This window comes from Symbiobacterium ostreiconchae, from assembly GCF_055396975.1.
Map to the genome: position 1 here is coordinate 80,096 of NZ_AP042454.1, position 23,483 is coordinate 103,578.

The window sequence follows — 23,483 nt, forward strand, 5'->3', positions numbered from 1 at the left end:
TAGCGTAGACTGACCCAATGCTAGTTATCCAAGGGAGGGGACAATTCCTCCTATGTCAGACGCAACAAATAGACGAACGAAATCAGGAAATGAGTCTGCCCAAACGGACTACTCAGGAAACAGCAAGAGGAGGGCGGTCGGCCCTCCTCTTGTGTCAGCACGGGCCTGCACCTAGTGGTGCAGCGTGGCCTGGGATGGCTCGCAGGCCTGGACCCGGGATGGACGGCAGACGTGGCAGCCTTCGCACCGCGCCGTGCGGTCGCCGAACACGCCCAGGATCGTCTCCAGGGCCTCATCCCGGCCGGGCGGCCGGTCGGTGGCGTGGACCGTAAGGGCACGGGGCGCAAGCGTGATCAGCGCGGAGATGAGCAGGTCCTCGTAACTGACCTCGCTGTCCACCATCTCCACCACGAACTCCTCCAGGGACTCGCTGCGGATGGCGCCGCCGTCGTCATCGACCAGCCGGAAGGCGGTGCCGGGACCCAGGAGCACGTGGACATGGTCGATGCGGGGTTCCTGAATCTCCACGAAGTGCCGGAGGAGCCGGATGAACTCGCGGTGCTCCCGCTCCATCAGGAACTCATCAACCGCACGGTCCACGGCGTCTTCCAGCTCCTCGATGTAATCGCGCAGCCGGAAGTGGACGAAGCCCTCCAGCACCAGTTCGTCGGCGGTGTCGAAGTAGTCCCGCAGCCGGTGCAGGATCTGGCTCTTGCGGTTGACCTTGTATCCGTGGGGGGAGTCACTGCCGGCGTTCAGGGTGCGTCCGGTGTAATCGGCGATGAGATCCTGCTCGTCCCGAGAAAAGTAGGAGTACGAGCCGCGGATGATCTTCCGGATGAGATCGCTCTCCCACTTCTCCACGATCACGTCGGACAGGGCGTTGGCGACATAGTGGCGCAACAGGGCATCTGTCTGCGACGACCGGGCAGCAGCGTCGACCTCGCAGTCGAGAAAGGCGAAGGGGCCTCTGTGCGACTGGCCGATGCGGACCTTCACGCCCTCCTCCTGGAGGAACCGGAACTCGTCGTCCAGACGTTGGCGAATCTCGTCGATTCCTGCCGCAGTCCCTATCGTGATCGCGTGCACGGCCGTTTCACCCCTCTTTGAAGGAAATCGGCTCCGAGGGATCGCATGAAGCGTCTCGAAGCCGAGGGTATCTGCCGTAGTAGTATATGACCGGCCGCGAAAAAGCTATACAGCCTCCTGGAACCGCCGCCACCCCAGCACGGCCAGGATGAACAGGAAGACCTGAATCACCGCCGACACCGCGCACCAGAGGCAGATCGCGTGAATGACAAACAGCTCCAGGTACGTCAGGTACGCGGAGAACAGCAGGCCGACCAGCGCCGTCCCAAAAAGCGCCAGCACGATCCACTCCGCCGGGTGCGCGCCGCGCAGGCCCAGCACGGCGAGGACCAGCACCAGCAGGTACGCGCCGGCGCCCAGCGTGGGAATCGGGATCCCCAGGATCCAGGCGTAGGGACTGTACTGCACGGTCTCACAGCCGCCGCTGCCCAGGCAGATCGCGACCTGGTCCGTGGTGTAGACCCAGGTCAGGTACAGCGAGATGGCCAGCCCGAGGAGGGCCAGAACGCCGATTGCCTGAAGCAGCCGTCTCAAGCTCACTCGCGGTTCAGCTCCTTTCGCACCGCCTCTACGACGTCGTCAAAGGAATCGACTTCGAGCGGTACGCCGTTTACGACAAATGTGGGCGTTCCCCGAATGCCGAGCTCCTGCGCGCCGGCAATCTGCGCGTTCACCCGGTCGATGATGCCCTCGAGCGCCGCCTCCGAGGCCTGGCACTGACCGAACGCCGCCATGTCCAGCCCCAGCTGCGACGCGTAGTCGGAGAGCAGCGCCTCCAGGTCTTCCACCGTCTGCCGGGCGCGGATCCCGTTGGTCTGGTCCTCCAGGATGCGGTCGTGCATCGCCCACCAGTAACCCTGCTCGCCGGCGCACTCCACCGCGACGATCGCCGGGCCGGTGGCCGGGAAGATCGGCAGGTAGTGGATCTCGAACCGGATGTCGCCCGCCGCCGCCATGTCCGCCAACTGCGGACCCACGACCCTGTGGGCCGTGGCACAGGCCGGTCAGACGTAGTCCATGTATTCGATGACGGTCACCTTCGCGTCCGCGGGGCCCATGGCGCCCGGGACGGCGCCCAGGTCGGCGTCGCTGACGCCCGGGCCGCCCGGCTTGCTGCTCCTGGCCGACCACACGCTCGCCCCGATCAGGCCCGCCGCCAGCGCGACGGCCGCCAGGGAGACCACCCAGACCCGAGAGGAACGTCCCCTGCTTCGACGAGTTGTGCGCACTGCTCAAGCACATCCTTTGATCCGTGGTTGGACCTGCGTTTGTAACCTCTTATTTTGGCCGCGCCGGGCGCATCTCCTCCCGCCGTGCGGAAGAATCACCCGCGCAGGCGCGCAGCGGGCGGGCCCGCCACCAGGCCCGCCCTTCCTACATTAGATTCCCCAGGGAAACTTAGAGAACTTCCAGTAAGGCCACTTGAAGAAGGACTTCCAGAACTTACCATACAGCACAGACCCCACCTCCGGTCCATGTTATGTAACCGGGAAAGATGGTGTGAACCCGGTCCTGTGCCCGCCACCCGGGCGGCGGCGCTGGGCCCGACCCTCCGCATGAACGGCCGGACGCCCGGCTGGTGTACACCAGCCGGGCGTCACGCACTTGGAGGTGGGTGTGGGATTTGAACCCACGGATAACGGTTTTGCAGACCGCCGCGTTACCACTTCGCCAACCCACCGTCTGACGGCAACGCTCATTCTAACACAGACCGCGGAGCAGCGTCAACCGTCGGACTGCATGCCCGAAAGGCCCGCTTCGTCCTCCCTTTCGGACTAGACCCTATCGAAACTTTCGTCTATAATTAGGCAGCGGCAACGGTCTCTTGTCACCATTTCACTTCTCGACGGGGGAGGCGCTACGATGGGTGTCAGCGAACTGATCCTGTGGTGGGTACTGTTCCTGATCGCCAACGGCATCCTCGCCGTGGCCACCGGTCTCCTGGCCAAGGTGGGGCCCTTCGCCAGGACCCGTGTCCCGGCGCTGTTCAGCACGTTCCTGTTCATCTGCGGCATGACCCTCTTCCTGGTCGCAGGGAAGCAGAACCTGCTGCAGGCCACGATCGGGGCCATCTTCGGCAACTAGGCCCGGAACGGCCCCCCGTGGGCGCGGGGGTAGCGCAGCGGGCGCGATCTGGGGTACAGTTGAGGAAGAAGCCATTTTCGCTGAGGACGGAGATCCGTTGAAGAAGTATCGCGCCGGCAAGATCAAGCGGGAGCACAGCGTGATCGAGCGCCTGTGGCCGGTGCTGGAGCAGATCGCCGAGTGCGAGCAGGTGACCAGCATCATCCCCGGGCCGATCCGCCCGCTCAGCACCCAGGGCTTTGAAGTCACCTTCCAGCGGTTTACCGAAACGGGCCTCCGGCTGCTGGCCAAGAACGGCACAGCGGTGCAGGAGGTCTATATCGTCGCGCCTGAGAAAGAGGCGGTGCTGGAGTGGCTGGGCGCCGAGGGCATCGTGGACTGGAAGGCGAAGCGCCCGGCGCCGGCGGCGCGGCGGCAGGCGCCGGAACCGCTCAGGACGGTCACGCTGCCCTCCGACATGCCCTGCTCGGTCTGCGGGCGGCTCATGCGCGCGAGCACCCGCGCGGCGGTGCTCGGGCGGAAGCGGCTGGTCTACGCGCACACGCGCTGTGCGCGCAAATGAAGGGCCCGCACGAGGGATGATCTGGGGGACGAGTGCGCAGACTACCGGCTGAGACCACGGTCTACATCCGATGGAATCCGCTTAGGAGGTCAGCGCGAACATGGAGAACGTGTCTCCCAACACCCCGATCCTGGAGTCGTTCGAGCAGTGGAAGCAGTTCCTTTCTGACCGCGTCAAGGAGTTCAAGCGCTCCACCGGCGCCTCGGACTCGACCATCACGAACATCGCGACCAACATCGGCAACTTCCTGGCCGAAAGGGTCGACCCCCGCAACCGCGAGCAGCGGCTGCTGAAGGAGCTGTGGGACGTCGGCACGGAGGACGAGCGGAAGGCGCTCGCCAGCATGGTCACGAAGATGGTCTCTGACGGTAAGGTGCACTAAGAGGGAAAAGCTGTCCCCGGGTCATCCTGGACGACCCGGGGACAGCTGTTTTCCTGGCTCCGGGCACAGCTCTCCCGCCCGGCTCCGGGCACCGCTTTCCTGCCCGCCCCGCACACAGCTTTCCTGCCTGCTCCGGGCACCGCTTTCCTGCCCGCTCCGGGCACCGCTTCCCTGCCCGCTCCGGGCACCGCTTTCCTGCCCGCTCCGGGCACCGCTTCCCTGCCCGCTCCGGGCACGGCTTTCCGGTCCGGCTCCGGAGACAGGCGCCCTTCCGGGGATCAGACCCCGAGCCCCCGGAGACGCTCGCCGATGGCGCGGGCCTCGGTCAGGATGCGGCCGAAGAGCTCGGCCACGGTGGGGATGTCGTGGATGAGGCCCACGCCCTGGCCGGCGTAGACGAACCCTTCCTCCATATCCCCTTCCAGCGCGGCCTTCGCGTTGACCTTGCCCGAGATGAGGGGGAGAAGCTCCTCCAGGGTGGCCCCCCGGGCCTCGGCCTCCAGCACCCGCTGGGCCCCGCCGGTCTTCAGCACCCGGGCCGGGCGGCCGATGGAGCGCTCCATGATGATGGTCTCGTTCTCCCTGGTCTCCAGGAGCAGCTTCTTGTAGGCCTCGTGGGCCGGGCACTCCTGGACCGCGACGAAACGGGTGCCCATCTCGATGCCGTCGGCGCCCAGCGCCAGCGCAGCCATGAGGCCGCGGCCGTCGACGATGCCGCCGCTCGCCGCCACGGGGATCTTCACCGAGTCCACGATGCGGGGGATCAGCGCCATGGTGCCCACATCATCGCGCCCGAGATGCCCGCCGCCGTCGTACCCGACGGCGATGACCGCATCCGCCCCCAGGGACTCCGCCTTCTGGGCCGCCCGCACGCCGGCCACCAGGATGATCTTCTTCACCCCCGGCACCCGGGCATCGATGTACTTCATGTAAGGCTCGGGGTTGCCGCCGGTGATGGTGACGATGCGCACCCCCTCCTCCAGGGCGACGTCGATGTACGGCTCCAGGGACCGGTAGCCCATCGCGAAGTTGACGCCGAAGGGCTTGCGCGTGCGGGCCTTCACCTGGCGGATCTCCTGGCGCAGCTCCTCGGGGTCGCTCAGCGTCGCGGCGGTGATCTGGCCCAGCCCGCCGGCCTCGGACACCGCGGCGCACAGCTCGGCCCGGGCGAGGTAGGCCAGGCCGCCCTGGATGATGGGGTACTCGATCGAGAGCAGCTCACACAGTCGGGTACGCAACATCTCCGCTCTACCTCCTCCCCCCAAGTATTAACCCGGCACGGAGGCGAATCCTTCTCACGGGATCACGAATCTTCTGTGAGCCCGGCCATGCTGGCGGTGAACCGCCGGCTCCGTTTCACGGGACCTGCAGCCATCTGTGCGTAGAGCTCCGCCCCGGGCACTCCCTTCCCCCGACGGGCGTATGATGGGCTGGGCGGGGCCCCTTTCACCAGCCGCCTCCCGCATCCATAGACTGTGTAGGAGAGGAGGTGCACCGCTTTGCATTACGGTGGCTTTGGCAAGATCCCGGCTTTCTCTCCGTTTATCGGCGCGCAGGCCGGCGCGGATGACCTGTTCATCGCCCCGGGCGCGGCCGCCTACCCGGCCGCCAACGCGACGGTCTACCGCGTCTACGAGTACGCCGTGCCGGTGACGACCGTGGCGACCGTTCCCTCCGCGTACCCAACCACTGCCGGCATCCCGGGAATCGCAGCTTACCCGGCGGGCAAGGGCTTCGGCATCTAGACAAGACGAGCGGGGCTCCCGTCAGGGAGGACCCGCTCGCTCTGTGTATCCGACCCGTCAGAGGGATCCGATCGCCGCCGGCTTCAGACCAGGGGCACGGTCTGCCTGCGCCGTCCCTCGAACCGCACGGTGTGGGTGAAGCCGGTCTCGAGGGCCAGCGCCCGGGCCTCCTCGAAGCCCCATCCCACTTCGCCCGGGGCGTGGGCGTCCGACGAGATGACCAGGGGCACCCCCCGGTCGCAGCAGGCCTTCAGCAGGGCCGGGGCCGGGTACGGCTCGCCCACGGGCTTCCGCAGCCCGGCGGTGGAAAGCTCGATGGCGGCGCCGGACCGGGCGATCGCGTCCGCCAGCTCCGCGTAAGGGCCGCGCAGGTCCCTGTCCGGGCGGTGGCCGAACTTCTTGATCAGGTCGATGTGGGCAAGAATGTCAAACAGGCCGCTCTCGGCCGCCATCCGCTCCAGGGCAAAGAACCGTTCGTACAGCTCGCCGATGTCCCACTCGGCATAGCGGTGCACCAGGTCCGGGTGATCGAAGTTCCAGTCGCCCAGGAAGTGGACAGAGCCGATCACATAGTCCCAGGGGTACGGCTCCAGCAGCCGGACCAGGTCCTCCTCGCGCCCGGGGATGAAGTCGGCTTCCAGCCCCAGCCGGATGGGGATCTCGGGGTAGCGCTCCCGGAGGCGCAGCACGTCGCCCACGTACGCCTCCAGCTCGCCCATGGACATGGCCGCGGTGGGGTCGCGCTGCGCCTCGGGCAGCCAGTACATGGGCACGTGCTCCGAGAAGCCGATCTCGCCCAGCCCCCGGGCGATGGCGGCCTCCACGTACTCCTCCATGGTGCCCGCGGCGTGGCCGCAGCGCACCGTGTGCATGTGGTAATCCGCGAGCCGGTTCAGCAAGGTGGATCTCCCTCCTCCGGCCCTCTGTTCGCCCCTGGCAGTGCGGTCTCCTTCCGGTGCGGAGTTTTCATCATATTGACTTCCGGTAAGGACGGATATGCGCTAGGATGTAGGGAGAACCAGATCCAGTAGGAGGCTTCATGTTGATCAGACTGAAGTCGCAGCGTGAGATTGCGATCATGCGGGACGCCGGGCGCATCGTGGCCGAGTGCCATGCCGCACTGGCGGAGAAGATCGAGCCCGGCATCACCACGAAGGAACTGGACGAGTTCGTCGAGCAGTTCCTGCTGAAGCACAACGCCACCCCGAGCTTCAAGGGATACAACGGCTTTCCGGCCTCGATCTGCGCGTCGGTCGACGACGTGATCTGCCACGGCTTCCCCAGCAGGAAGCGGCTGAAGGCCGGCCAGGTGGTCACCATCGACATCGGCGCCTACTACAAGGGGTACCACGGCGACTCCGCCTGGACGTACGCGGTGGGGGAGGTCTCGCCGTCGGTTCAGGAGCTCATGCGGGTGACCGAGGAGGCGCTGTATGCCGCCATTGCGGTCGCGCTGCCGGGGAACCGCATGGGCGACATCGGTCACGCGATCCAGAGCCTGGCGGAGAGCCACGGCTTTGGCGTGGTGCGCGAGTACATCGGCCACGGGGTAGGCCAGAACCTGCATGAGCCGCCGGAGGTGCCCCACTACGGCCAGCCGGGCACGGGCATCGCGCTCCGGTCGGGCATGACCATCGCCATCGAGCCGATGATCACCTTGGGCGACTGGCGCTCGAAGCTGGACCCGGATGGCTGGACGGCCCGGACGGTGGACGGCTCGATCTGCGTGCAGTACGAGCACACCATCGCGATCACGGACAACGGACCGGAGATCCTGACGAAGCTCTGATTCCGCATGACACCCGACCGGTCCGCCCGCGCACGAGGCGCAGGCGGGCTTGCGCACGGCCCTGCCGGCCTTCCGGGCTGCTTGCTCGGGCGGCACGGGGGGGCCATGGTCTGGCGGGAACACGGTAGTCCACCTGCGAGCGCCCTGCAGACGACACAGGGCGCTCAAATGCATGGATATGCAGCGATTCTGCATGAAGTTCAATAGTGAAGGGATACAGTCGGGCCGAAATCGGGCCCTGATACAATACAGTCAGAGACACAGTCACGACGTTTTCCCGGCGACTGTATCAAGAGCCGGGGGATCCCTGGGGATTTCGCCCGCCCCGGGGAACCTTACGTCAACCGCACGCTCGGGTTATGTCAACGTCAGACCCTGATCGGTCACCCGCATGCCCGTGACGGGTCCCGGCCCCGGTGCGGGGGCGCGAATACCCCTGTTCGGAAGGGCGCATAGCGCTGCATAACCGCCGCATGCCCGACGACTGTATCAAAACGGACCGGGAAAACGGGCCGACTGTATCAAGCCGACTGTATCAAACCCCGGTAAACCCCCTCGGGGTATCCTTCGAGGGCACCCCTGGGGGCCACCCCAGAGGCCCTGGCGAACATCCCCCGGGACGACCTGGGAGTGCCCCGCGGCAACCCAGCGGCGCCCCGGGCGGCCACCCCGGCGGTGCCCCCGCGCCAACCCAGCGGCCACCCCGGCGGTACCCCCGCACCAACCTCGGGACGGATATGGCTGAGAGAAGAAGGGGCTGATCCCCGGTCACGCAGGTGACCCGGGATCAGCCCAACACATATCCGCACAAGCCCCTCATTTCGCCTCAGACAGCTCCCGCGGCAGGGCGGCGAGCTCCGCGAACAGCGGGTTCAGCTCCCGCAGGAGCCGCCCGTACGCCCTGACGTACGGCTGGTAGAAAGCGTGGTACTCCGGACGGGGCCGGATGCGCTCGGTGGTCGTGGCCATCCGCTTCGCCACGGCAGCCAGGTCGCTGTAGATGCCGACCGCCGCGCCGGCGACCAGCGCGCAGCCCAGCGTGCCCACGTCGGCCCACTGCAGCTTGCAGTAGTCGGCGCCCAGAACGTCCGCCTTGATCTGGCACCACAGCTCGCTGCTGGCGCCGCCGCCGATGACGTTGACCTCACGGCAGGTCAGGCCGGGCACGAGGTCCTGCTCGATCCGGAGATAGCTGGCATACTCGAACGCCACCGCCTCCAGGATGGCCCGGAAGAGGGCGGCCTTGTTGTGGTGCCAGGTGAACCCCACCCAGGCGCCCCGCAGGTACGGCGTCGGCGGCAGGACCCGGCCCTGAACGTGCGGCAGGAAGATGGCCCCGCCGGCGCCCGCCGGCACCTCGCTCGCCAGCCGGTCCAGGTAGGCGTAGATGGATTCCCCGGCCGCCTCGCACCGGGCCTTCTCCTCAGCGGCGAACTCGTCCCGGAACCACCGCAGGTTCAGGCCGCCGCCCTGGATGAAGGACAGCGCGTAGTACCGCCCGTCGATCGCGGTCCGGGCGCACAGCACCATCTGGTTCTCGACGTCCGGCTTGAAGTCTCCGACGCAGATCGAGAAGCACGCGGCGGTGCCCGCGCTGTCAAAGGCGTCGCCCGGATCGACCACGCCGGCGCCCAGGGAGCCGGCCGCCTGGTCGCCCGCGCCGGCCGCGATGGGGGTCCCCTCCCGCAGCCCGGTCGCCCGCGCGGCCTCGGCGGTGAGCCGCCCGATGATTTCAGTGGGCCGCACGATGCGCGGCAGCTTGGCCCCGTCCACGCCGTAGAGGTTCAGCAGGTCGTCGGACCAGCGCCGGTTCTGCAGGTCGGCGAAGCCGGAGAAGTGGATGACCGTGTCGTCGATGAACGCCTCATCCGCCGGGAGCCCGGCGAAGCGCCCCGCCACGTAGCCGGACGGGACCACGAACTTGTGGATCGCCCGGTACGCCTCGGGCTCCTCGTGCTTCCACCAAAGGATTTTCGGGCCGTGCGCGTAGGTCGGCGGACAACCGTTCAGCGCCGTAATCTCCCGCGCGTGCTCCGACATCACCTGGATGTACGGCTCGCAGCGGGTGTCCAGCCAGCTGTCGAAGTGAGCCACGGGCCGCCAGTTCCGGTCGATCATGCCGATGCCCGACATCTGACTGCTGAAGGCCAGGGCCGCCACGTCCGCCGTGTTGATGCCGCTCTTCTCGACGCAGCGGGCGATGGTGCGGACGGCGCAGCCGTAAATCTCATCCAGATCCTGCTCGGCCCACCCGGCCTTGGGATACCGGATGGGGGTCTCCTCGTACGCGTCGGCAATCAGGTGCCCCTCGGTGTCGTAGATGGCCGCCTTCGCGCCCATCGTGCCGAGGTCGCAACCAACCAGGTAGACCTTGCCCATGGTCAGCCCCTCCTCGCCAGGCTACGGTTCAACGACGAGCTTCAAGCCCTGGCGGGCCACAACGGCAGCGGCGGCGGTCTCGATCTCCGACAGCGCGAAGGTGTGGGTGACGATCCGCTCCAGCCCGGGAAGCCGCCCCGCGGCCATCAAGGCAATGCAGCGCTCCATGTCGAGCGGGCGGGCCCCCGTGTTGCCCAGCGCCCGGACCTCCTGGTAGTGCAGCAGGTTGGTCGGGAAGCCGTCGACGGCGGTTCCCTTGGGGAGCCCGGCGAAGAAGTTGATCCGGCCGCGGAGGCCGACGGCCTGGAGCCCCTGCATCTGCGCATCCACGCGCGGAACCGTGACCATCACCACGTCGGCGCCCCGTCCCCCGGTGGCCTCCCGCACCACCCGGGCGACGTCCTCAGAGGCCGGATCCACCGTAACGTCGGCGCCCAGGTCGCGGGCCAGGCTGCGCCGCTCGGCCAGCACGTCGCTGGCGATGACGCAGGAGGCGCCCATCGCCCTGGCCAGCATCACCGTGAAGAGGCCCATGGCACCGAGCCCGACGATGAGGGCGGTCTCGCCCGCCCGCAGGTCGCAGGAGTCCAGGCCCCGGTAGCAGCAGCCCATGGCCTCGGCCAGGACGGCGAGCCGCGCATCCAGCGATTCGGGCACCGGCACCAGGCAGCCGCGCGCCACCGCATCGGCCCCGATCAGGACGTACTCGGCCATGCCGCCATCCATGTTGATGCCGTAGGCCCGGTTGTTCACGCACAGGCTGTCCAGGCCGAGCCGGCAGGCCTCGCAGCGGCCGCACCCGACGTTGGGGGCGACGGCAAACCGCCCGCCCAGGGGCACGGCGGACCCCTCTCCCACCGCGGCCACGCGGCCCACGAACTCGTGCCCGATGATGACCTCCTGCCCCGGCCCGATCTGGCGGTGGCCCACCGTGAGGATCTTCGCGTCCGTGGCGCAGAAGGCCGAGGCCTCCACCTTGATCAGGACGTCCCCGGGGCCGGGCCGGGGCAGCGGGCGCTCCTTCAGCGCAAAGGCGCCGTCGCAGTAGACGCCGGCAAGCATCTTGCTAGGAAGCCCGCCAGTCATCGACCGTCTCCACCTTCCCCGAGAGCAGTGACCGGGTGCCCGCCCTGACGACCGCCAGCGCCCGGGCGCCGTCCTCCAGCGTGGTCTTCGGCTTCTCGCGGCCGAGCACGCAGTTGATGAAGTGCCGGTCCTCGGCCACGTAGGCCTCCCGGAACAGGTTCCGCCAGGAGTTCATCGTCTGGGCGGTCACGCCCTTCTTGGTGCACACGGTGAGTCCCGGCCGGGCCACGCTACCGATGAAGAGCACGCCCTCGGTGCCCTGGATCTCCACACGGGCGTCGTAGCCGTACTCGGACGGGCAGGCCCCGTCCACCGTGCTCAGCACGCCGCCGGTCAGGCCGGCGACCATGACGACGTTGTCGTAGTAGTCCGGGTAGTCCTCCCGCAGCTCGGGCGTGCGGAAGTTGCCGCCGCGGGCGAAGACCCATTCAAACTCGCGGCCGGTCAGCCAGCGGATGCAGTCGATGTCGTGGCTGTTCACCTCGGCCAGCACGCCGTTGGACTTGCGGATGTCCCAGGACCAGGGCGGCGCAAGGCCCGGACCCTTGCCGGTGGACTTCACCAGGATGACGTCGCCGATCTCGCCGTTCTGAATGGCCTCACGCGCCCGGATGAAGCTGTCGTCGAACCGGCGCATGAAGGCCATGAGGAAGGTCACGCCCGTGGCCTTCAGGGCCTCCTCCATGCGGATCACTTCCTCGGGGCTGATGGCAACCGGCTTCTCGCACAGGATGGCCTTCTTCTCATGGGCCGCCCGCACCACGTGGTCGGCATGAGTGAACGTCGGGGTCGCGATGACCACCGCGTCCAGGTCCGGATTGGCGTAGAAGGCGTCGAGATCCGTGTAGGCCGTCGCATTGAGTTCACTGGCTGCAGCGGCCGCAGCCTCAGCATTGGCATCAAAGACGGCCACCATCCGGGCCTCGGGGATGCTGGTGAAGAAGTCCCGGGCATGGACCATGCCTGCGCGGCCGGCCCCGATGAGGCCGACGCCGACCTGACTGAGCCGTTCCATACGAATACACCTACCTCAGTTGTTGCTCGATGGACTTCAGGTGCTGGATGGCCGTCGCGGCGAACCGCTCCCGCAGCTCCGGGAAGTTGGGCATGCCCATCAGGACGCCGGCGTCGGACCCCGCGGGCACGTGCTCGATGGTCAGCAGCCCGTCGTAGCCAAGCCTGATCAACTCGGCCAGGATGGCCCGGAAGTCGATGTGCCCGGTGCCGGCGGCCTCGCGGTGGCTGTCGGCCATGTGGATGTTCACCGTCAGGTCGCCGGCCGCGCGCACGGCCGCGACCATGTCGGGCTCCTCGATGTTCATATGGAAGGTGTCAAGCTGGATCCGGACGGCCCGTGAGCCGATGTCCCAGACCATCTTCAGGGCCTGCTCCACCTGCCGGACCAGGTACGTCTCGTACCGGTTGATGGGCTCGACGGAGAGGATTACGCCCAGCTCCTCCGCCCGGCGGGCCGCCCGCCCGATGGCATCCACCGCGCAGTCCCACTCCTCGTTGAAGGCGAGCTGGTACTCCTCGGCGCTGCCGCCGGTGTATCGCACGGGCGCAAGCTTGCCCACCGAGGAGGGCAGCACCACCACGATGCCCGCGCCGATCCGGCTGGCGAACTCGCAGCAGTCCACCAGGTACCGGACCGCCTGGTTGCGGACCTCGGGATCCGGATTGGCGAGGTCGTGGTTCCCGGGCCACGGGTACTGGCCCAGCACGGAGAAGATCTTCAGGCCGTAACGCCGGGACAGGGCGGCCAGTTCGTTCACGTCGTACCGCTCGGGTTCGCCGGTCAGCTCGATCCCGTCAAACCCCAGCCGGTGCAGCCGCTCGAACGTCTCGGCGATCGGCTCCCGGCCGCAGGTCCAGTTGCTCAGCGAGTAGCGGAACATGGCGATCACCTCACCTGGGCCCGGGCTTCCGCCACGCGGCGCACAAACTCGGCTGCGGTTGCGGTGACCCGCTCGTAGTCGCCGGTCTTGGCCCCGGCGGTCATCTCGCCGCCGACGCCCACCGCGTCGCAACCGGCCTTGATCCAGTCGGCGATGTTATCCAGGCTCACACCTCCGGTGGGCATCAGCGGAGCCTGCGGCAGCGCAGACTTCACCGCCTTGATGTAGGCAGGGCCGAGCTGGGCGGCAGGGAAGACCTTGACCATGTCGGCGCCCGCCTGCATGGCCCTGATGATTTCGTTGGGGGTCATGGCGCCGGGAATGCACGGAATGTCGTACGTGTGGCAGAGCCGCACGGTCTCGGTGTCCAGCGCCGGCGACACGATGAACTCCGCCCCGGCGAGGATGGCCATGCGCGCCGTCTCCGCATCGAGCACGGTGCCGCAGCCGAGAAGGATGTCGCCGGAGAGCTTCCCGCGCAGCTCCTCGATCACGCCGATGGCGCCGGGAATCGTCATGGTCACCTCAACCGCCCGAACCCCGCCGGCCAGCAGCGCATCGATCAGCCGGAGCGCCTTCTCGGCGCTCTCGGCGCGCACCACCGGAACAAGCCCGCCGTCCACGATTCGTTGCAGCGTCTTCAGCCGTTTGGTCACCGCAGTTGCCCCCTCAGTCCAGCGTGTTGAATACGGGCTCCAGGGCCTGATAATACTGCTCGAACAGGTTCCTCAGCCGGGCGTAGGTCGCGCGGTTGGCCTCGTTCGGCCAGCACCGATCCTCGATCTCCACCAGCCGCTCGGTCACGCTGAAGTCCGGGAAGAGCCCGACCCCGACGCCGCCGGTGACGGCCGCCCCCAGGGAGGTCGCCTCGTCGACGAGCGTGGGCTTCAGGATCTCACAGCCGTAGATGTCCGCCATCATCTGCCGCCAGACCGCGCCCTTGGCGCCGCCGCCGATCACGCGCATCTCGCTGACCTCGACGCCCTGCTCGCGCATGGCGTCCAGGATGATGGCCAGGTTCATGATGACGCCCTCCAGCACCGAGCGGACCATGTGCGCCCGGGTGTGGCGGATCGTCAGGCCGCAGAAGCAGCCCCGGGCGCTCGGGTTCCAGCGGGGGCTCCGCTCTCCGAGGAGATAAGGCAGGTAGATGAGCCCTTCCGACCCGGCCGGAACGGACGCGGCGGCCTCGTCCATCAGCTTGTAGGCGCTCACGCCCTGCCGGTGCGCCAGTTCCTTCTCATACTCGCAGATCACGTCGCGCAGCCACTGGTACGAGGCGCCCGCGGCCTGCATCGTCCCCGTCGGGCTGTACAGCCCGGGCACAACGTGCGCCCAGTTGAACGTCCGCATCTTGGGGTCGTAGATCGGCTCGGTGGTCGCGAGGCCGATCCAGGAGGACGAACCTACGTAGTTGTAGGCGATCCCGGGGCGGATCGTGCCGGAGCCGGCGGCCGCGCAGGAGCCGTCGCCGCCGCCGATGACCACCGGCGTGCCCGCCGCCAGCCCCGTCTCCCGGGCGGCCTCGGGCAGCACCTTGCCCACCACCGTGGTGGAGGGCACGCTGCGGGGCAGCAGGTCCGGGTCCAGCCCGGCCCCCGCAACCAGTTCCTCGGACCAGTCCAGGGCCTTCAGGTCAAACAGGTTGGTGCCCGAGGCATCCGAGTGATCCGTCACGAACTCCCCGGTGAGCCGGGCCACGATGTAGTCCTTCGCCTGCAGGAACTTGTGGGTCTTCTTGTACACCTCGGGCTCGTTGTCCTTGACCCACATCATCTTCGCACCGGAGTACGAAGCGCTGCAGCGGTGGCCGGTGACCTGGTAGACCTTGGCCGCGCCCACCGCATCCGCCAGCCGGGCCGCCTGGCGCTCGGCGCGCACGTCCGACCAGATGATGGCGGGCCGCAGGGCCTTGGCGTTCCGGTCGACGGCCACGCAGCCCATCATCTGCCCACTGAACACGATGCACGCGATGTCGGAAGGGCTGACCCCGCCCTTGGCGATCAGTTCCCTCGTCGCCTGGCAGACCGACTGCCACCAGGCCTCAGGATCCTGCTCCGACCAGCCCCGCCGGGGATAGTGCACGTCGTATCCGGCGAACGTGGCGGCCTTGACGACGCCGGAGGAGCTGTACAGGGTGGCCTTGTTACCAGTGGTTCCGAGGTCGCAAGCGAGAACGTAGACTTCACTGGCCATGCTATCTCCCCCCGAGAGGGCGTCTGTCCCGGTTGGGCGCGGCCTACCCCACCACCACGTGGGCCGGCCGGAGTCCGCGCAGGACATCCGCCGCGTTCTTCAACGCCTCCGTGGACATCGCATCAATGGCTTCCTGGGTTGAGGCACCTACGTGCGGCGTCACAATCACGTTCTTCAGCTTGAGAAGAGGGCTTTCCGTGATCGGCTCTGCGGCCACGTCGTCCACCGCCGCGCCGGCCAGGTGCCCGCGCAGCAGCAGCTCCGCCAGGGCGTCCTCATCGACCAGCCCGCCCCGCGCCGTGTTGATCAGGTAGGAGCCGCGCTTCATGGACTCCAGCTGCCGGCGGCCCAGGATGCCCCGGGTCGACGGCGTCAGCGGGCAGTGCAGCGACACGAAGTCCGCCCGGCTCAGGAGCTCATCCAGACCCGCCAGGGTTACGTTCAGCGAAGCGGCCTTCTCCGGGCTCACATACGGGTCGTACGCCAGCACCGTCATGCCGAGCCTGCTCGCCTTGGTGGCCACCAGGGTTCCGATGGACCCGAGCCCGACCAGCCCCAGGATCCGGCCCGCCAGCTCGACCCCGGTGATCTTCGCGGGGTTGCCCTGGCTGACTTGCCAGGCCTGCTGGGGGATGCGCCGGGCCAAGGCGAACATCATCCCGACGGCCAACTCGGCGACCGCGTTGCAGTTCGCGCTGGGCGTGTTGGTGACGGTGATGCCCCGCTCCCTGGCTGCATCGAGGTCGATGTTGTCCACCCCGACGCCGAACTTGGAGATCACCCGCAGCCGGTCGGCCTTCTCCAGGACCTTCCGGGTCACCGGCTCGAGGCCGACGACCATCGCGTCGGCCCCGACGATGAGTTCGGCGATGTCATCCTCCGTGAGCCGGCCTTCCGCCTGTGGCAGACGAGCCACGAGCCCGTATTCGTCCAACAGGTGACTGTACCGGGACAGCCCTTTCCGCAGTGAGCGGGGGGTCACCAGGACCTCGAAAGGCATGATGGTCCTCCTCCCGTCACCCGATGTTGAGCATGACCTTCAGCGTGGTCGTCTCGTTCGCCTGGATGTACCGGAACGCCTCAGCCACCTCGGTCAGGGCGAAGGTCTTCGACAGGACCAGCGGGAAGTTCGCCTTGCCTTCCACCACCATCTGCTGGGCCAGGTCGAACTCCTCGCGGGTGTACATCAGGTCGCCCACGATCTCGAGCTCGCGATCCTGCACCAGGCTCATGGGAATGGGCACATCGCCGCTCGCCACGCCGACGATGACGATGCGGGAGCCCTTGCGGGCCAGCTCCACCGCCTGGCGGATGGTCGCCGCCGCGCCGACGCACTCGATGATGGCGTCCATGCCGTACGGCGCAAACTGCCGGATCGCCTCGGCCAGGTTCTCCTCGCCGGAGTTGACCACCGCATCGGCGCCCAGCTTCTTCGCCACGTCGAGCCGGAACGGCACCAGGTCGCTGACCAGCACCTGGGCGCCCTGCGCCTTGGCGGCCATCAGGGTCATGAGGCCGATGGTGCCGGCGCCGATGATCAGCACCCGGTCGCCGGGGCCGACGCCTGCCCGGCGGTAGGCGCGCACGCCGACGGCCAGGGGCTCGATCATCGCGCCGTGCTCGAAGGAGACGGAGTCCGCCAGCGGAACCACCTTGGCCGCGGGCACGATGAGGTACTCCGCGTAGGCGCCGGTGCTCTGGCAGCCGATGACCTTCAGCTCGTCGCAGATGTTGTACCGGCCGATCCGGCAGTTGTAGCACTTCCCGCACACCAGGTTCGGCTCCACGGTGACCCGCTGGCCGCGGGAGAGGCCGTGCGCCTCGGCGCCGGGGCCCAGGCCCTCGATGACGCCGCTGAACTCGTGGCCCAGCACGATGGGGCAGGAGATGAAGGGGTGCCGCCCGTGGTAGGCGTGAACGTCGGACCCGCAGATGCCACAGTTCTTGACCCGGATCAGCACCTCATTGGCGGCGGGCTCGGGAATGGGCACTTCTTCGATGACGAACTGCTTAGGCGCTACCAAGTTAGCTCTGATCATGCCAATCCCTCCAGCCTTACTTGGCCCACTTCGGGTTGTCGACGAGCGCGGGCCTGCCGTCGCGCTCCACGAGGATCTTGGAAAAGCCGCGGTCCTTGATGGTGTCGTAGTCGTGGCCGCCGTCCGCGAACCACACGCCGTAGAAGACGAAGTCGGTCTTCCCGCAGTTGACGGTGCGATGGGCCCAGTAGGGCGGGATGTACGCGCAGGTGCCGGGCGTCATGTGGATCCCCTGCGTCTCCCCTTCAGGCGACAGGAGCAGCAGGTAGCCCTCACCGCTGAGGCAGGTATAGATCTCCGCCGTACCGCGCCGTTCGTGGAAGTGGCCCTTGGTGAAGAAGTACTCATCGCCGATCTTGCCGGGGTGGATGATCGTCGTGCAGGCGTGCAGGTGCCCCGACTCCTCCGGCGTGCGCAGTTCGTAGACCTCGTAGACGATCTGGTCATCCTGCTCGATCATCTGCTGCAGTGCGGCCTCGTCCGCGGCGAACCCCTTCAGGTCGCTGAGGCGGCGCGTGTACGGAATGGCGGGAACACCGATCTTTCCGGTAAACAGGTCAATCTGTGCGGCATAGGGAGCAAACATCGGTGTCGTTCCTCCTGTTTCTCGTCGATCTTCCTTCAGCAGGTCCTACGTTGCGGTACACCTTGCCGGCTGCCGCCCGCTACCTGCGGAGTTCCAGGATGAACTGGGAGCGATCGCCCCGGTAGCTGGCCACCGAGTACTCGACGGCCCTGCCCTTGTCGTCCCAGGTCACCGTGCGGCACAGCTGTACGGGCGCGCCCTCGCGGATTTTCAGGACGCCGGCGGACCTTGCGGTGGCCGGCACGGCCTCGAGCCAGCGGCGGGCCATGCTCACGCGGGCGCCCCACCTCTCCTCCATGACCTGGTAGAGCGACAGGTTGGTGAAATCCAGCGCCTCCATGCCCGGGAAGTAGTCCCAGGGGATGTACGAGGTCACGTGGACAATCGGCTCCTCGTTGATGAACCGCACGCGCTCGAGCCGAATGATTTTCCGGCCGTAAGGCAGCCGCAGGTGCTCACTGACCGACTGCTGGGGCAGCCTGACGTCCAGGCCCAGCACCTCCGTGCGGTGCTCCAGGCCCTTCTCCCGCATCTCCTCGGCGAAGCTGAGAAGCTTCTGGAAGAAGTCCTGCACGATCTTCGGCTGCGCCACGAAGGTCCCCTTGCCCTTGATCCGGTAGAGCAGTCCCTCGCGCACGAGCTCGTTCACCGCCTGCCGCACGGTCGGGCGGCTGACCCCAAAACGGATGGTCAGTTCGTTCTCAGACGGCAGGGCGTCTCCAGGCTTGTACTGCCCTTTCTCGATCTCGTCCCGCAAGATCTCCATCAACTGGTAGTAGATAGGCAGTTTGGGGTCAAATACGGAGGATGGTCCCTCACGCACGGAAACGTCCACCTCCCTGCCTAGGTTGCTAAGACTTCTGTCTCCCCTGCATCAGCACGGCCGCGACGATGATCAGGCCCATGATGACCTGCTGCGGGTAGGCCGGAATGTCCTTGAGGTTCATGATGTTGCCGATCAGCCCCAGGATGAGCACGCCGATCAGGGTGTGGAGCGCATTGCCACGGCCGCCGATCAGCGGCGCGCCGCCGATGACCACCGCCGCGATGGCGTCCAGCTCCAGGCCGCTGCCGACCATCGGCGACCCGACGCCGGTGCGGGAGGTGCTGATGATGCCCGCGACGGAGGCAAGGGCGCCGGTGATGACGTAGGTGGCGAACTTGTACCCCGCCACACGGATGCCGGCCAGCCGAACGGCGTTCTCGTTGGAGCCGATGGCCGCGATCATGCGACCGAAGGTCGTGTATCGCAGCAGGATCCACGTGACGACCACGACGGCGAGCATGAGCAGCACGGGCTTCGGGATGTGCATCCAGTACCCGTTGCCAAAGGAGTCAAGCGCCTGGTTGACCGCCGGGATCGGCCGGCCCTTCGAGACGATGTACGCCAGGCCCCTGGCGATTGTCATCGTGGCCAGCGTCGCCACGAACGGGGCCATGTCGCGGGCCGCCACCAGAACACCGGAGAAAGCGCCCATTGCTGCCCCGATCAGGATCGTCAGGAGCACGGCGACGGGAAGCGGGTAGTCCAGCAGGAACTTGGCGGAGAGCACGCTGCCGAACGCCATCATGGAGCCGACCGACAGGTCGATGCCGCCCGTCAGGATGACCATGAGCATGCCCATGGAAACGATGCCCAGACCCGAAACCTGCCGGAGCAGGTTGAACAGGTTGCGCTCTGTGAAGAACACGTCGGACACCAGGCTCGACAGGATGACCAGCAGCACGAAGATCAGATAAACGCTGTACTTCGCCAGGAAGGTGATCACCTGGGACTGGCGCTTTCCGTTCCCGTTCGCCGGTGCCTCCCCGAGCTTCGCCTGCACTTCGTTGGGTTTCACGACGCAGCCTCCTCGCCAACTGCCAAACGCATGATGTTCTTCTCCGAGATGTCGGGTTTCTCAAGGAACCCCCGGGGAACTCCGCGGCTCATGACCAGCACACGGTCACACATGCCGACGACCTCTTCCAGTTCCGACGAAATGAAGATAACCGCTACTCCCTGTTTCACCGCCTGGTTGATCAGGTCGTAGATCTCTACCTTCGCGCCGACATCCACGCCGCGAGTAGGCTCATCGAGGATCAGGACCCGGCTGTTAGAGGCGAACCACTTGGCAAGGGAGACTTTCTGCTGGTTTCCGCCACTCAGGCTGGACACAGGGTCTTGAATGCTTGCGATCTTGATGGACAGCTTCTTGACCTGGTCTTCGACGATTTCCGTTTCCTTCTTGAAGTCGATGAACCCCAGTGCCCGCATCACGTTCGAGATACAGGGCATGGTGACGTTGGTGCGGATGGCGTGCTCGAGGATCAGCCCCTGCGTCTTGCGGTCCTCCGGGACCAGCCCGATCCCCAGGCGCACCGCGGCGGCAGGCGAGTTGATCACGACGGGCTTGCCGTCCAGGAAAACCTGCCCCGAATCCCGGCGGTCGGCGCCGAAGATCGCCCGCACCAACTCCGTGCGGCCGCTGCCCACCAGTCCGGCGATGCCGAACACTTCGCCGGCCCGTACGCTGAAGGAGACGTCCTTCACCCGGTTCCCCACGGAGATGTGCTCGACCCGCAGGACCTCCTCGCCGATCGTCACCTCGCGGGACGGGAACAGCGTGGCCAGCTCCCGGCCGACCATCATGGAGATGATCTCGCTGGTGTTGGTCTCGGAGGCCTTCATGGTCCCGACGACCTCGCCGTCCTTCATCACCGTGATCTCGTCGGACAGCCGGAACACCTCGTCGAGACGGTGCGAGATGTAGATGATGCTGATGCCGGCCCGCTTGAGATCCCCCAGCAGCTCAAACAGGCGCTCGGCCTCCGCCGGGGCCAGCACGGCGGTCGGCTCGTCGAGAACCAGGATCCGGGCGTTCCGGGTGAGCGCCTTGGCGATCTCCACCACCTGCTGGTGGGCGACGCTCAGCTCCCGCACCGTCAGCCGGGGGTTGATGTCGAATCCAAGCTTGGTCAGGGCCTCCCCGGCCCGCCGGTGCAGCGCCTCCCAGTTGACGACCGCGCCGGGGTTTGCGCCGAGGAAGATGTTCTCGGAGACCGTCAGGTCCGGGACCAGGGCGAACTCCTGGTAGATGATCGCAATCCCCAGTTCCAGCCCGGCGCGGGGGTTGGGGATCTCCACCGGTTTCCCGTCGATCAGGATCTGGCCCCGGTCCTTCTGCAGGGCGCCGGAGAGGATTTTCATGAGGGTGGACTTGCCCGCTCCGTTCTCGCCCACCAGCCCGAGGATCTCACCCGGCCGCACGGCCAGATCCACATTCTTCAGGGCCCGCACGCCGCCGAAGGACTTGCTGATGCCCTTCATCTCCACACGGTACGGTTCCGCCAAGACGGCGCACCCCCCTAGCGCAGAGTAACGGGCCGCCCGGACTTGATGGACTCGTTGACGGCCAGAGCGATGCGGACTGCCTCCAGCCCGTCGCGGGCGTTCGCGCGGGTCGGCAGGTCGTGGAGGATGCAGTCGACGAAGTGCTGCGCCTCCTTGATGTAAGCCTCGTAGAAGCGGTCCAGGAAGGAGGGCGCGACCCCGACCCTGTACTCCTTGGAGCCGGTCGCCACGCCGACGTCGACGTACCGCACGTCGCCCACCGAGATGAAGCCCTGGTCGCCCACGACCTCCACCCGGGCGTCGTAGCCGTACTTGATGTTGAGCAGGCCGTCCACCGCCGCCAGGGTGCCGCGGGTGAACTCCACGAGGACGACCAGCGTGTCGTTGATCATCTTCCCGCCGCACTTCGCGGCGACGTCCTTGGAAGACAGAATGGCGGCGCGGGCGTACACGGACTTGACCTCATCGTTCAGGAGCCACCGCATCCGGTCGTAGTCGTGCGAGCAGAGCTCGAAGGCGATGTCCCCGCACGCCTCGGGGTCGGAGCCCCAACCGGGAACCGGGGGCAGACCGGGGTCACGGCCGGTGGAACGCACGAACACCGGCGTGCCAATGGCGTTCTGTTCCAGCTTCTCCTTGGCCAGTTCGAAGGAACGGTCGAAGCGGCTCATGAAGGCGATGAGGAACTTGACGCCGGCACGGTCAACGGCCTCGACGATCTCCTCTGCATCCCGTTCCGTCAGCGCGAGCGGCTTCTCGCAGAAGATGTGCTTGCCCGCCGCAGCGGCCTTGAGGCAGAACTCCTTGTGCGTGAAGATCGGCGTGCTGATGACGACGGCGTCGACGTCCGGGCTGTTGATCACCGCGTCCACGTCGTAGGCACTGCGGGTGCCCAGTTCCGCCGCCAGCTTGTCCGCACGCTCACGGTCGGAGTCGACGACGTACGCGACCTGCGACCCGTGAACATACTTCGCGAAGTTGGTACCGTGTTTGATGCCCATGCGCCCTGCGCCGATGATTGCCACTCTTACCGCGTCAGCCATGCCCTTATCCTCCTCATGCAAGAGCAACCCGTTCGTGTTTAGGAAGGTCCGGGGGGCCAGTCCAGTGCGGCCCCCCGGGCCTCGTCCTAAGGGCTGTAGACCTGGAGTCGTGAGATTAGAACCCGGCGTTCGGGTCGTACCACTCGGCTGCGTTCTCCTTGGTGATGGCACGCGGCTCGGTGTAGGTGATCTTCGGGAAGTCGGTCTCGCCGGCGGCGATCCTGCTGGCGACCTCGATGGCCTTCTTGCCGACGAGGACCGGGCTGTTCTGGCCGGTGACGCCATACTTGCCGTCCATGATCAGCTTGATGGCTTCCTTCTGGCCGTCGGCAGCAGCCGTGACCAGGATCTTGTCGGTCAGCTTGGCCTCTTCGATGGCCTTCATGGCGCCGAGGCACATGGAGTCGTTCTCACACAGCAGCAGGTTGATGTCGCTGTGGGCGACCAGGATGTCCTCCATCGCCGACTGGCCGAGCGGCTCGCCCCACTCGCCCCAGCCCTGGGCCACGATCTCGAAGCCGGCCTTGCCGACGTTGCGGAGCTGCCACTCGATGATGCCCGAGAAGACGCCGTCACGCCGCGCCATGCCGACGGGGTTGCCGGGAGAGCCGGACAGCAGGGCCATCTTGATCTCCTTGCCCTTCATGGCGTTGGCGATCCACTCGCCGACCAGCAGGCCGTTCTCGTAGTTGTTGGACTGGATGGTCGTGACGTACGGAGCGGACTCGTCGATGGAGCTGTCCACGATGATGACGGGCACGCCCGCCTGCTGGGCAGCCTTCGCGGCCGGCACCGCACCCACGGGATCCTTCGGGTTGAAGATCAGGATGTCGATGTTCTTGGCGAGCAGGTCCTCCACGTCAGCCAGCTGCTTGGTCATGTCGTTCTGGGCGTCAGTCACGAACACCTCATAGCCCTTGGCCTCGCCCTCACGCTGAATGACGGCAGCCAGTTCGGCGAAGTAGGGAGCACCCATCGTGTACTGGGAGAAACCGATGCGCAGCTTCTCGCCCTTCTGCTGGAAGCCACCGGAAGCCTGACCGGAAGTCTGCTGAGGGGTGTTACCCTGAGTGGTCGTCGAACCGGACTGCGAACCGCCACCACAGCCAGCAACCATCGCTACGACAGCAACCGTCATCAACGCGGCAACAACACGGCGCAGACTCATTCAAGCATCCTCCTTCTACGTAGTGCCTTGTGGTCTTCGCTTGCCAACTGCCAGGCCGGGGCTTCTCCTACGTGTCCCTCCATGCCAAATGCTGCCTCGGCT

Annotated in this window: 24 protein-coding genes, 1 tRNA gene and 1 pseudogene; 5 read left to right on the plus strand and 21 right to left on the minus strand. The window is 66.9% G+C overall.

The genetic code is table 11. The annotated features are described in order from the left end of the window. Positions 1–171: 171 nt before the first annotated feature. From ytxC to ACZ5UM_RS00405, 5 genes and pseudogenes are all read right to left on the minus strand, one after another. On the minus strand, positions 172–1,089 hold the full coding sequence (gene ytxC / locus ACZ5UM_RS00385; protein WP_464846068.1) for a putative sporulation protein YtxC: 918 nt from the start codon (positions 1,087–1,089) through the stop codon (positions 172–174). Positions 1,090–1,194: 105 nt separating this feature from the next. After that, positions 1,195–1,629, minus strand: a complete 435-nt coding sequence (locus ACZ5UM_RS00390; RefSeq protein ID WP_464846072.1) for a vitamin K epoxide reductase family protein — start codon at positions 1,627–1,629, stop codon at positions 1,195–1,197. Then, positions 1,626–2,081: pseudogene (locus ACZ5UM_RS00395) on the minus strand (DsbA family protein); the annotation flags it as partial. The pseudogene ACZ5UM_RS00395 and the gene ACZ5UM_RS00390, both read right to left, overlap by 4 nt. 12 nt (positions 2,082–2,093) lie before the next feature. Further along, positions 2,094–2,318, minus strand: a complete 225-nt coding sequence (locus ACZ5UM_RS00400; protein WP_464846074.1) for a hypothetical protein — start codon at positions 2,316–2,318, stop codon at positions 2,094–2,096. Positions 2,319–2,695: 377 nt separating this feature from the next. Continuing rightward, positions 2,696–2,770: transfer RNA gene (locus tag ACZ5UM_RS00405), tRNA-Cys, on the minus strand. A gap of 182 nt (positions 2,771–2,952) precedes the next feature. On the opposite strand from ACZ5UM_RS00405, the gene ACZ5UM_RS00410 reads away from it, so the two are divergent. The 3 genes from ACZ5UM_RS00410 to ACZ5UM_RS00420 all read left to right on the plus strand — a co-directional run bounded on the left by ACZ5UM_RS00410 (position 2,953) and on the right by ACZ5UM_RS00420 (position 4,118). Then, entirely contained in the window at positions 2,953–3,174 is a 222-nt protein-coding gene (locus ACZ5UM_RS00410; protein ID WP_464846075.1) for a hypothetical protein, read from the plus strand. 97 nt (positions 3,175–3,271) lie between these two features. Then, on the plus strand, positions 3,272–3,736 hold the full coding sequence (locus ACZ5UM_RS00415; RefSeq protein WP_464846077.1) for a DUF2103 domain-containing protein: 465 nt from the start codon (positions 3,272–3,274) through the stop codon (positions 3,734–3,736). Positions 3,737–3,836: 100 nt separating this feature from the next. Further along, positions 3,837–4,118 carry a DUF3243 family protein gene (locus ACZ5UM_RS00420; protein WP_464846079.1) on the plus strand — a complete coding sequence of 94 codons (282 nt, stop codon included), beginning with the start codon at positions 3,837–3,839 and terminating at the stop codon, positions 4,116–4,118. Positions 4,119–4,396: 278 nt separating this feature from the next. On the opposite strand, the gene ACZ5UM_RS00425 is transcribed toward ACZ5UM_RS00420, so the two are convergent. Further along, positions 4,397–5,359 carry an NAD(P)H-dependent flavin oxidoreductase gene (locus ACZ5UM_RS00425; RefSeq protein WP_464846081.1) on the minus strand — a complete coding sequence of 321 codons (963 nt, stop codon included), beginning with the start codon at positions 5,357–5,359 and terminating at the stop codon, positions 4,397–4,399. Between the two features lie 258 nt (positions 5,360–5,617). On the opposite strand from ACZ5UM_RS00425, the gene ACZ5UM_RS00430 reads away from it, so the two are divergent. Beyond that, positions 5,618–5,863, plus strand: a complete 246-nt coding sequence (locus ACZ5UM_RS00430) for a hypothetical protein (RefSeq protein WP_011196695.1) — start codon at positions 5,618–5,620, stop codon at positions 5,861–5,863. 83 nt (positions 5,864–5,946) lie between these two features. Here the strand turns inward: ACZ5UM_RS00430 and ACZ5UM_RS00435 are convergent, their stop codons facing one another. After that, on the minus strand, positions 5,947–6,762 hold the full coding sequence (locus ACZ5UM_RS00435) for a histidinol-phosphatase (protein ID WP_464846084.1): 816 nt from the start codon (positions 6,760–6,762) through the stop codon (positions 5,947–5,949). A gap of 143 nt (positions 6,763–6,905) precedes the next feature. Between ACZ5UM_RS00435 and map the strand changes: the two genes are divergently transcribed. Next, a complete protein-coding gene (gene map / locus ACZ5UM_RS00440) occupies positions 6,906–7,652 on the plus strand; it encodes a type I methionyl aminopeptidase (RefSeq protein ID WP_464846088.1) in 747 nt (248 codons plus the stop codon). Between the two features lie 816 nt (positions 7,653–8,468). Here map and ACZ5UM_RS00445 read toward each other — a convergent pair. The 14 genes from ACZ5UM_RS00445 to ACZ5UM_RS00510 all read right to left on the minus strand — a co-directional run bounded on the left by ACZ5UM_RS00445 (position 8,469) and on the right by ACZ5UM_RS00510 (position 23,381). Beyond that, entirely contained in the window at positions 8,469–10,031 is a 1,563-nt protein-coding gene (locus tag ACZ5UM_RS00445; protein WP_464846092.1) for a xylulokinase, read from the minus strand. A 21-nt stretch (positions 10,032–10,052) separates the two neighbouring features. Next, the gene (locus tag ACZ5UM_RS00450) at positions 10,053–11,093 is read right to left on the minus strand and encodes a zinc-binding dehydrogenase (protein WP_464846095.1); all 1,041 of its coding nucleotides are present in this window, start codon (positions 11,091–11,093) and stop codon (positions 10,053–10,055) included. A 4-nt stretch (positions 11,094–11,097) separates the two neighbouring features. Beyond that, a complete protein-coding gene (locus ACZ5UM_RS00455) occupies positions 11,098–12,132 on the minus strand; it encodes a Gfo/Idh/MocA family oxidoreductase (RefSeq protein WP_464846098.1) in 1,035 nt (344 codons plus the stop codon). 10 nt (positions 12,133–12,142) lie between these two features. Further along, entirely contained in the window at positions 12,143–13,015 is an 873-nt protein-coding gene (locus ACZ5UM_RS00460) for a sugar phosphate isomerase/epimerase family protein (protein WP_464846100.1), read from the minus strand. A gap of 5 nt (positions 13,016–13,020) precedes the next feature. After that, positions 13,021–13,671 (minus strand): bifunctional 2-keto-4-hydroxyglutarate aldolase/2-keto-3-deoxy-6-phosphogluconate aldolase, encoded by a 651-nt coding sequence (locus tag ACZ5UM_RS00465; RefSeq protein WP_464846103.1) that lies wholly within the window; start codon positions 13,669–13,671, stop codon positions 13,021–13,023. Positions 13,672–13,684: 13 nt separating this feature from the next. After that, complete coding sequence (gene xylB / locus ACZ5UM_RS00470) at positions 13,685–15,211, minus strand: xylulokinase (RefSeq protein WP_464846105.1); 1,527 nt, start codon at positions 15,209–15,211, stop codon at positions 13,685–13,687. A 43-nt stretch (positions 15,212–15,254) separates the two neighbouring features. Further along, complete coding sequence (locus ACZ5UM_RS00475; RefSeq protein ID WP_464846107.1) at positions 15,255–16,211, minus strand: phosphoglycerate dehydrogenase; 957 nt, start codon at positions 16,209–16,211, stop codon at positions 15,255–15,257. Between the two features lie 16 nt (positions 16,212–16,227). Beyond that, positions 16,228–17,250 carry a zinc-dependent alcohol dehydrogenase gene (locus ACZ5UM_RS00480; protein ID WP_464846109.1) on the minus strand — a complete coding sequence of 341 codons (1,023 nt, stop codon included), beginning with the start codon at positions 17,248–17,250 and terminating at the stop codon, positions 16,228–16,230. A 16-nt stretch (positions 17,251–17,266) separates the two neighbouring features. Beyond that, the gene (locus tag ACZ5UM_RS00485; protein WP_464846112.1) at positions 17,267–17,836 is read right to left on the minus strand and encodes a glucose-6-phosphate isomerase; all 570 of its coding nucleotides are present in this window, start codon (positions 17,834–17,836) and stop codon (positions 17,267–17,269) included. 79 nt (positions 17,837–17,915) lie between these two features. After that, positions 17,916–18,659, minus strand: coding sequence for a GntR family transcriptional regulator (locus tag ACZ5UM_RS00490; RefSeq protein WP_464846114.1), 744 nt, complete (start codon positions 18,657–18,659; stop codon positions 17,916–17,918). Positions 18,660–18,687: 28 nt separating this feature from the next. Next, a complete protein-coding gene (locus ACZ5UM_RS00495; protein ID WP_464846116.1) occupies positions 18,688–19,677 on the minus strand; it encodes an ABC transporter permease in 990 nt (329 codons plus the stop codon). Further along, a complete protein-coding gene (locus ACZ5UM_RS00500) occupies positions 19,674–21,170 on the minus strand; it encodes a sugar ABC transporter ATP-binding protein (RefSeq protein WP_464846119.1) in 1,497 nt (498 codons plus the stop codon). Before ACZ5UM_RS00500 ends, ACZ5UM_RS00495 begins: the two co-directional genes overlap by 4 nt. Positions 21,171–21,184: 14 nt before the next feature. Next, positions 21,185–22,213, minus strand: a complete 1,029-nt coding sequence (locus ACZ5UM_RS00505; protein ID WP_464846123.1) for a Gfo/Idh/MocA family oxidoreductase — start codon at positions 22,211–22,213, stop codon at positions 21,185–21,187. 115 nt (positions 22,214–22,328) lie between these two features. Next, positions 22,329–23,381 (minus strand): sugar ABC transporter substrate-binding protein, encoded by a 1,053-nt coding sequence (locus ACZ5UM_RS00510; RefSeq protein WP_464846125.1) that lies wholly within the window; start codon positions 23,379–23,381, stop codon positions 22,329–22,331. Positions 23,382–23,483 lie beyond the last annotated feature (102 nt).

Coding starts and splice junctions, on each gene's coding strand:
- ACZ5UM_RS00410 (WP_464846075.1), top strand. CDS start 2,953: ATGGGTGTCAGCGAACTGATCCTGTGGTGGGTACTGTTCCTGATCGCC.
- ACZ5UM_RS00420 (WP_464846079.1), top strand. CDS start 3,837: ATGGAGAACGTGTCTCCCAACACCCCGATCCTGGAGTCGTTCGAGCAG.
- ACZ5UM_RS00425 (WP_464846081.1), bottom strand. CDS start 5,359: ATGTTGCGTACCCGACTGTGTGAGCTGCTCTCGATCGAGTACCCCATC.
- ACZ5UM_RS00445 (WP_464846092.1), bottom strand. CDS start 10,031: ATGGGCAAGGTCTACCTGGTTGGTTGCGACCTCGGCACGATGGGCGCG.
- ACZ5UM_RS00450 (WP_464846095.1), bottom strand. CDS start 11,093: ATGCTTGCCGGCGTCTACTGCGACGGCGCCTTTGCGCTGAAGGAGCGC.
- ACZ5UM_RS00455 (WP_464846098.1), bottom strand. CDS start 12,132: ATGGAACGGCTCAGTCAGGTCGGCGTCGGCCTCATCGGGGCCGGCCGC.
- ACZ5UM_RS00460 (WP_464846100.1), bottom strand. CDS start 13,015: ATGTTCCGCTACTCGCTGAGCAACTGGACCTGCGGCCGGGAGCCGATC.
- xylB (WP_464846105.1), bottom strand. CDS start 15,211: ATGGCCAGTGAAGTCTACGTTCTCGCTTGCGACCTCGGAACCACTGGT.
- ACZ5UM_RS00475 (WP_464846107.1), bottom strand. CDS start 16,211: ATGCCTTTCGAGGTCCTGGTGACCCCCCGCTCACTGCGGAAAGGGCTG.
- ACZ5UM_RS00480 (WP_464846109.1), bottom strand. CDS start 17,250: ATGATCAGAGCTAACTTGGTAGCGCCTAAGCAGTTCGTCATCGAAGAA.
- ACZ5UM_RS00485 (WP_464846112.1), bottom strand. CDS start 17,836: ATGTTTGCTCCCTATGCCGCACAGATTGACCTGTTTACCGGAAAGATC.
- ACZ5UM_RS00505 (WP_464846123.1), bottom strand. CDS start 22,213: ATGGCTGACGCGGTAAGAGTGGCAATCATCGGCGCAGGGCGCATGGGC.
- ACZ5UM_RS00510 (WP_464846125.1), bottom strand. CDS start 23,381: ATGAGTCTGCGCCGTGTTGTTGCCGCGTTGATGACGGTTGCTGTCGTA.